Origin of the sequence: Polaromonas sp. YR568, assembly GCF_943369415.1 — a bacterium.
Lineage (GTDB): Bacteria > Pseudomonadota > Gammaproteobacteria > Burkholderiales > Burkholderiaceae_C > Polaromonas.
This window is the reverse complement of record NZ_CALRNF020000070.1, coordinates 1-6,569: the sequence shown is the minus strand read 5'-3', so window position 1 is coordinate 6,569 and position 6,569 is coordinate 1. Positions and strand designations below refer to the sequence as shown.

Annotated in this window: 7 protein-coding genes; 3 read left to right on the top strand and 4 right to left on the bottom strand. The window is 64.8% G+C overall.

What is annotated here, in order from left to right; translation table 11 throughout:
• Positions 1 to 244 precede the first annotated feature (244 nt).
• Together ACLV74_RS25040 and ACLV74_RS25035 are read left to right on the top strand one after the other, a co-directional pair.
• Positions 245 to 841 (top strand): peroxidase-related enzyme, encoded by a 597-nt coding sequence (locus ACLV74_RS25040; protein ID WP_411882128.1) that lies wholly within the window; start codon positions 245 to 247, stop codon positions 839 to 841.
• A gap of 72 nt (positions 842 to 913) precedes the next feature.
• Positions 914 to 1,825: a metal-dependent hydrolase gene (locus ACLV74_RS25035; protein WP_411882127.1), complete on the top strand. Its 912-nt coding sequence runs from the start codon at positions 914 to 916 to the stop codon at positions 1,823 to 1,825.
• 145 nt (positions 1,826 to 1,970) lie between these two features.
• On the opposite strand, the gene ACLV74_RS25030 is transcribed toward ACLV74_RS25035, so the two are convergent.
• The 4 genes from ACLV74_RS25030 to ACLV74_RS25015 are packed head-to-tail and all read right to left on the bottom strand — an operon-like array spanning position 1,971 to position 4,766.
• Complete coding sequence (locus ACLV74_RS25030) at positions 1,971 to 2,390, bottom strand: acyl-CoA thioesterase (protein ID WP_411882126.1); 420 nt, start codon at positions 2,388 to 2,390, stop codon at positions 1,971 to 1,973.
• A 15-nt stretch (positions 2,391 to 2,405) separates the two neighbouring features.
• On the bottom strand, positions 2,406 to 3,308 hold the full coding sequence (locus tag ACLV74_RS25025; protein WP_411882125.1) for a DMT family transporter: 903 nt from the start codon (positions 3,306 to 3,308) through the stop codon (positions 2,406 to 2,408).
• Between the two features lie 10 nt (positions 3,309 to 3,318).
• Positions 3,319 to 3,969 (bottom strand): LysE family translocator, encoded by a 651-nt coding sequence (locus tag ACLV74_RS25020; protein ID WP_411882124.1) that lies wholly within the window; start codon positions 3,967 to 3,969, stop codon positions 3,319 to 3,321.
• A gap of 14 nt (positions 3,970 to 3,983) precedes the next feature.
• Complete coding sequence (locus ACLV74_RS25015; protein ID WP_411882123.1) at positions 3,984 to 4,766, bottom strand: SDR family oxidoreductase; 783 nt, start codon at positions 4,764 to 4,766, stop codon at positions 3,984 to 3,986.
• A gap of 127 nt (positions 4,767 to 4,893) precedes the next feature.
• Between ACLV74_RS25015 and ACLV74_RS25010 the strand changes: the two genes are divergently transcribed.
• Positions 4,894 to 6,569, top strand: a 1,676-nt coding sequence (locus ACLV74_RS25010) for an electron transfer flavoprotein-ubiquinone oxidoreductase (RefSeq protein ID WP_411882122.1), incomplete at its 3' end; no start/stop codon positions are given.

Genomic DNA, 6,569 nt, shown 5'->3' with positions numbered 1-6,569 from the left:
CGAGACCACGCCTGAACCGAGCACCGCAGGTTGCCCGTAGCGAAGCGGAGGGACGCAGCAACCAGGGTCGCCTTTCTTTTGCGTACTTTTCTTTGGCGAAGCAAAGAAAAGTATGTCGCCTGCCGGGGCGAGACCCAGCCAACCGCCCTCAGCAAAGAGCACAGAGGCAGCGCGCTCGCCGGCGCAAGACCCGGCCCCAGCCCCCGTATCATTACCTCAATCCAATAAAGAAAGAGAGACAAAAATGACCCGCTACCCCACTCCAGACCTCAACACCCTCCCCGGTGACATCAAGACCAAAATCCTCGAAGTCCAGGAAAAAGCCGGCTTCATCCCCAACGTATTCCTCGCACTGGCGCGCCGCCCCGCAGAATGGCGCGCCTTCTTCGCGTACCACGATGCGTTGATGCTCAAGGAAGAAGGCTCCAACCCCAACGGGACGCTGAGCAAGGGCGAGCGCGAGATGATCGTCACCGCCACCAGCGCGGCCAACAACTGCCTGTATTGCGTGGTGGCGCATGGGGCCATCCTGCGGATCTACGAAAAGAAGCCGCTGGTGGCCGACCAGGTGGCGGTGAACTACCGCAAGGCCGACATCACGCCGCGCCAGCGCGCGATGCTGGACTTCGCGATGAAGGTCTGCCTGCAGGCCGACCGGATGGAAGATGCCGACTTCGAGGCGCTGTACGGCCATGGTTTTGACGATGAGGACGCCTGGGACATCGCGGCGATCACGGCCTTCTTCGGCCTGTCGAACCGCATGGCGAACTTCAGCGGCATGCAGCCCAACCCCGAGTTCTACCTGATGGGCCGCGTGCCCAAGCCGCCCAAGCCGGCCTGATGAAAAACCGGGTTGTAAGGCGCCCGGCAAAGCTGAATAATGCGCATGGCTTGACTTGAGAACCAGGATTTCATGACCTCGACCGCCACACATTCCCCCATCGCCGCGGCCGCACCCAACGCCGCATCGGCCAACCCTTCGGGCCTGACCGTGCGCAAGCTGGAGATAGACCTGGGGCAGGGCTTTGACCGCCACTGGTATGGCGGCGACGCCTTTCTGAGCCAGTACCACAACGCCTTGTCGATGAGTTTTCCGGTCGGCGAGCAATCCTTTATCGACGCGGTGCGCGACTGCGCGGCGCTGTTGCCGCGCACGCCCGAACATGCCCTGCTGCATGAGGCCACGGCTCAATTCATAGGCCAGGAAGCCACGCACCGCCACATCCACGCGCTCTACAACGCGCACCTGGAAACGCAGGGCCTGGTCAATCGCTGGCAGCACTGGGCCACGGCGCGCATCGCCTACGCGAAAGAAAAAGGCGCGCTACCCATCCACTTCCTCGCGGTGACGGCCGCGTACGAGCACCTCACCGCGGTGCTGGCCGACTACCTGCTGCGCCACAACGACACGCTGGACATCGCCGACCCGAAAATGCAAACCCTCTGGCGCTGGCACGCGGCCGAGGAGACCGAGCACCGCGCCGTGGCCTATGACCTCTACCAGGCGCTCAAGGGCAGCTACCGCTGGCGCATACGCTGGTACCTCTATGCGGTACTGGTGTTCAGCGTTGATTCGACACGGCAGACGGTGCTCAACCTCTGGCACGACGGCACGCTGTTCAAGCCCGGCACCTGGTGGAGCGCGGCCAAATTCTTCTGGGGCCGCAACGGCGCCGTCTGGCATTGCGCGAAACCGCTGTTCGCTTACTTCAGGCGCGACTTCCACCCGGACCAGGAAGCGTTTGCGGCGCCCGGGCAGCAGACGCGCAGCCTCGCGCAACGATGGCTGAAAGAACACGCGGACAGCTTTCGCGTGGTTCGCTGAGGCCTTGACTTACTCCCTCTCCCTCCGGGAGAGGGCGGGGGTGAGGGCTGCGGCCTGTGCATGGGACGGTGGGCTATCGGTTGCCGCTGGCCCTCACCCCAACCCTCTCCCAGAGGGAGAGGGAGTAAAAGGTCCTTGGCAGCGCTTACTCAACAATCTTGCGCATCCAGTCCGGCAGGGGCCGTGACTTCTGCGCCGGAAAATCCACCCAGATGGTGGTGGCGCCGCCCGCGGCGCAGACCACGCCGGGCGCATCGGTGCGCTCCATCGTCGCCCAGCTTTCAAAGGTGCTGCGGCCCGGGTCGCTGACATACATCTTCATCAGCACGTCGCCCGGGTATTCGAGCTGCTTGTAGAAGTTGCAGAACGCGTTGACGATGACCGGGCCTTCGCCGCGCGGGTCGGGCCTGCAGCCTATCGCGTACATCCAGTCTATGCGTATGGTTTCCAGGTAACGGAAGTAGCTGCCGTTGTTGAGGTGGCCCATGGCATCCATGTCGCCCCAGCGAATCGGGATGACCATCTCATGGACCAGCTTTTTCTTTTCGGGAATTTCAATCTTCATGATGGATGACCCAATCTAACGATGCGCCCGGATGGAGGCAAGAATGCCCAGCGTGAACAGCACGCAGGCGGTGAGCTGCACCAGGGTGGGCCAATGGCCGTCCCAGGCAAAGGAATACAGCAGTGCAAAAATGGTTTCGCTGACGATCAGCTGCCCGCACAGGCTGGCGCTGAGGCGCTGGCTGGCCATGTTCCACAGGATGGTTGCCAGCCAGGTCGAGCCCACGCCGGCGACCACGCACAGCAGCACAAACATCCATCGGTCTTCACGCCCGGCCAGCACGCCGGCATCCGAACCCGCCACGCCCCACATCAGCAGCGCGCCCAGCCCGGTGGCCACGCCCAGCCAGTTGGCCCAGTCGGTGGCGTTGACTTCGGGGTGGCGCTTGAGCCAGGCGGAATTGAGGATCGCAAAAGCCGTCCAGCAGACCAGCGAGCCCGCCGCGAACAGCATGCCGCGCCAGAAATGCAAAGCCACGCCCTGGCCGGCTGCGTGCGTGGAGCCCATCATGAGCGCGAGCCCGGCCAGCGTCAGCGCAAGCCCCGGCAGCAGCGCCGCCCAGCGCAAGCCCTGCGGCTTGCCCAGCAGCATCACCCAGACAGGGATGGTGCCGATGACGAGCGAAGGCACTTCGGTGCCCGCGTCGCGTATGGCCAGCACCAGCAGCAGGTAGTAGCCGCTGAAACCCAGCACGCTCATGAAGAGCGCCGCCCCGGCCTGGCGCAGCGTGGGCAGGCGGCGTGTGCGCATGCCGATCAACATCACCGCCGCGGCCATCACGCCATACACGGCGAAGCGCCCGGCCGTGAGGTCAATCGAGGAATAAGCGCCCGCCCCCATGGGCAACATGCGCGGCGCCACAAACACCAGGCCCCACAGCGCGCCCGCCGCGAGCCCGGCCAGAATGCCGGTCAGCATTTACCAGGCATCAGGCGGTGTGCGCGGTGGCGACCAGGCGCAGCCCGAGCAAGCCCATCGCGCCGGCGGCCGTGCGGTCCACCACGGCCTTGCTGCGCAAATAGGCCGCGCGCGGCACAGCCGAGGACAGCACCACCGCGACCACGGCATACCAGCCGGTCTCCATCACCAGCACCCCGGCCAGCACCAGCATGGCGGCGGGCAAAGGGAACTGCGCGGGCAGCAGTGCCGCGAACACGCTGCTGTAGACGACCACGATCTTGGGGTTGCTGAGCTGCGTGACCAGGCCCTGGCGGAAGGACTGCAGCACCGTGCGGCGTGAAGCCGCCTTGTCGTCGCCGCCCATCTCCAGCGGCTGGTGCGCGCCGCGCCAGATCTGGACGGCGATCCACATCAGGTAGAGCCCGCCCACGACCTTGAGCGCCATATAGACGCCGGGCAAGGCCGCCAGCAAGGCCTGCAAGCCGGCCAGCGCCAGCATGGCGAACACCAGCGCGCCCAGGCCCATGCCCAGCGCCGCGGCCAGACCGTCGGCGCGCGAACGCGACACCGCGATGCGCGCGACCTGCACAAAGCTGGGCCCGGGGCTGACCACGCCCGCGAGCAAGGCCAGGAAGATCAGGCCTATCGGGCCGAGGTAGGGCACTACGGAATCCATCATGTTGTTCTCCAAATTCACACACCGAAGCCGTCGTCGGCGGCTATCACCGCGCCGTTGACGAAGTGGCTTTCACCGCTCGCCAGCATCACCAGCAGCGCGTCCAGGTCCTGCGGCTTGCCGATGCGCTTGCGCGGCAGCATCTGCACCAGCTTCTTGCCCTGCTCGGTTTCCCAGTGGTGATGGTTGATCTCGGTGTCAATATAGCCGGGGCAGATTGCATTGACGTTGATGCCGAACTTGCCCCACTCCAGCGCCATGGCTTTGGTCATTTGCACCACGGCCGCCTTGCTCATGCAGTACACGCCTATCTGCGGCAGCACGCGCAGCCCGGCCATGGAAGCGATGTTGATGATGCGCGCGCCGGCGAAACTGCCCGGCGCCGCGCCGCGCGAACGGGCCAGCATGCGCTTGCCGACTTCCTGCGCGACGAAGAAAGCGCCCTTCACGTTGGTATTGAAAATGAAGTCGTAGTCTTCCTCGCCCACGTCCTGGAGGCGCTGCGTGGTGCTCACGCCCGAGTTGTTGACCAGGATGTCGATGGGGCCGACTTCGGTTTCGGCATGGGCCACGCCGGCCTTGATGCTGGCGTGGTCGGTCACGTCGAGCTCGACCACGTGCGCGTCGCCGCCGGCCGCCTCGATCTGCGCGCGCAGGTCCTTGAGCTTGTCCAGCCTGCGGCTGGCCAGCACCACGGCCGCGCCGGCGCGGCTCAGTGTTTTGGCGAACTGGGCGCCCAGCCCGCCCGATGCGCCGGTCACGAGGGCGACACGTCCCGACAAATCAATGCTGTAAGCCATTAGAGGCTCCTCTCTTTATTTAAACCGCACAAAAGAGAACGACCGTTCGCATCACCGCATTCGCGACATAAAATCCAACGCGAGACTGACAATCCTTCCTGAAAAATCATTATCAGCGAGTCCCCCGATGAATACCCAAGAAATTCTGGCCCAGTTCGGCCCCCGTGAGGCGATGGAATACGACGTGGTCGTGGTGGGCGGCGGCCCCGGCGGCCTGGCCACCGCGATCCGACTGAAACAGCTGGCGGCCGAAAAAGGCACGGAGCTGTCCGTCGTGGTGCTCGAAAAAGGCTCGGAGCCCGGCGCGCACATTCTCTCGGGCGCGGTGATGGACCCGAAGGCGCTGACCGAACTGCTGCCCGACTGGAAAGCCCAGGGCGCGCCGCTGAACCAGCCCGTCACCGCCGACGAGGTGCTGTTCCTCAGCGAGAAAAGCGCCGTCAAGACTCCGGCATTTTTTGTGCCCGACTGCTTTCACAACGAAGGCAACTACGTCATCAGCCTGGGCAACGTGGTGCGCTGGCTGGCGCAGCAGGCCGAGAACCTCGGCGTTGAAATTTTCCCGGGCTTCGCCGCGGCCGAAGTGCTCTACAACGACGACGGCTCCGTCAAGGGCGTGGCCACCGGCAACCTGGGCGTCGGCAAGGACGGCCAGCCCACCGGCAACTTCCAGCTCGGCATGGAGCTGCACGGCAAATACACCGTGTTCGCCGAAGGCGCGCGCGGCCACCTGGGCCGCCAGCTGATCAACCGCTTCAAGCTCGACGAAGGCCGCGACCCGCAAGGCTACGCACTCGGCGTGAAGGAACTCTGGGAAATCGACCCGGCCAAACACAAGCCGGGCCTGGTGATCCACACCGCCGGCTGGCCCATGGACAGCCAGACCTACGGCGGCGGCTTCATGTACCACCTGGAGGACAACAAGGTCACGCTGGGCATGGTCACCGGCCTGGACTACAGCAACCCGTATCTCAGCCCATTCGAGGAGATGCAGCGCTGGAAAACGCATCCCAGCATCAAGGCCTACCTCGAAGGCGGCAAGCGCATCAGCTACGGCGCGCGCGCCATCACCGCGGGCGGCGCATTGAGCCTGCCCAAGACCGTGTTCCCGGGCGGCGCGCTGATAGGCTGCGAAGCCGGTTACCTCAATGCCGCGCGCATCAAGGGCAGCCACGCCGCCATCAAGTCCGGCATGCTGGCCGCCGAGGCCGCGTATGAAGCCGTCACCGCCGGCCGGCAGCATGATGAACTGGCCGCCTACCCCGAGGCCTACGCCAAGAGCTGGCTGGCCGCAGAGTTGAACCAGTCGCGCAACTTCAAGTCCTGGTTCAAGAAGGGGCTTTACGTCGGCGCCTTCATGACCGGCATCGAGCACTGGCTGCTGCCCCGCCTGGGCATCAAGAGCCCGCCCTGGACCATCCACAACAGCATCCCCGACTACGCCAAGCTCAAGCCGGCGGCCGAGTGCACGCCCATCGTGTACCCCAAGCCCGACAACAAGATCACCTTCGACCGCCTGAGCTCGGTCTTCGTCTCCAACACCAACCACGAAGAGCACCAGCCCGCGCACCTGACGCTGAAAGACGCGAGCGTGCCGGTCAACATCAACCTGGCGAAATACGCCGGCCCCGAAAGCCGCTACTGCCCGGCCGGTGTCTACGAGTTCGTGAAGAACCCCGACAACTCCGACCGCCTGCAGATCAACGCGCAGAACTGCGTGCACTGCAAGACCTGCGACATCAAGGACCCGACGCAGAACATCGTCTGGGTCACGCCTGAAGGCGGCGGCGGGCCGAATTACGC

Bases quoted from the DNA above. Each gene is read 5' to 3' on its own strand.
- ACLV74_RS25030 (WP_411882126.1), bottom strand. From the start codon at position 2,390: ATGAAGATTGAAATTCCCGAAAAGAAAAAGCTGGTCCATGAGATGGTC.
- ACLV74_RS25040 (WP_411882128.1), top strand. From the start codon at position 245: ATGACCCGCTACCCCACTCCAGACCTCAACACCCTCCCCGGTGACATC.
- ACLV74_RS25020 (WP_411882124.1), bottom strand. From the start codon at position 3,969: ATGATGGATTCCGTAGTGCCCTACCTCGGCCCGATAGGCCTGATCTTC.
- ACLV74_RS25015 (WP_411882123.1), bottom strand. From the start codon at position 4,766: ATGGCTTACAGCATTGATTTGTCGGGACGTGTCGCCCTCGTGACCGGC.
- ACLV74_RS25025 (WP_411882125.1), bottom strand. From the start codon at position 3,308: ATGCTGACCGGCATTCTGGCCGGGCTCGCGGCGGGCGCGCTGTGGGGC.
- ACLV74_RS25035 (WP_411882127.1), top strand. From the start codon at position 914: ATGACCTCGACCGCCACACATTCCCCCATCGCCGCGGCCGCACCCAAC.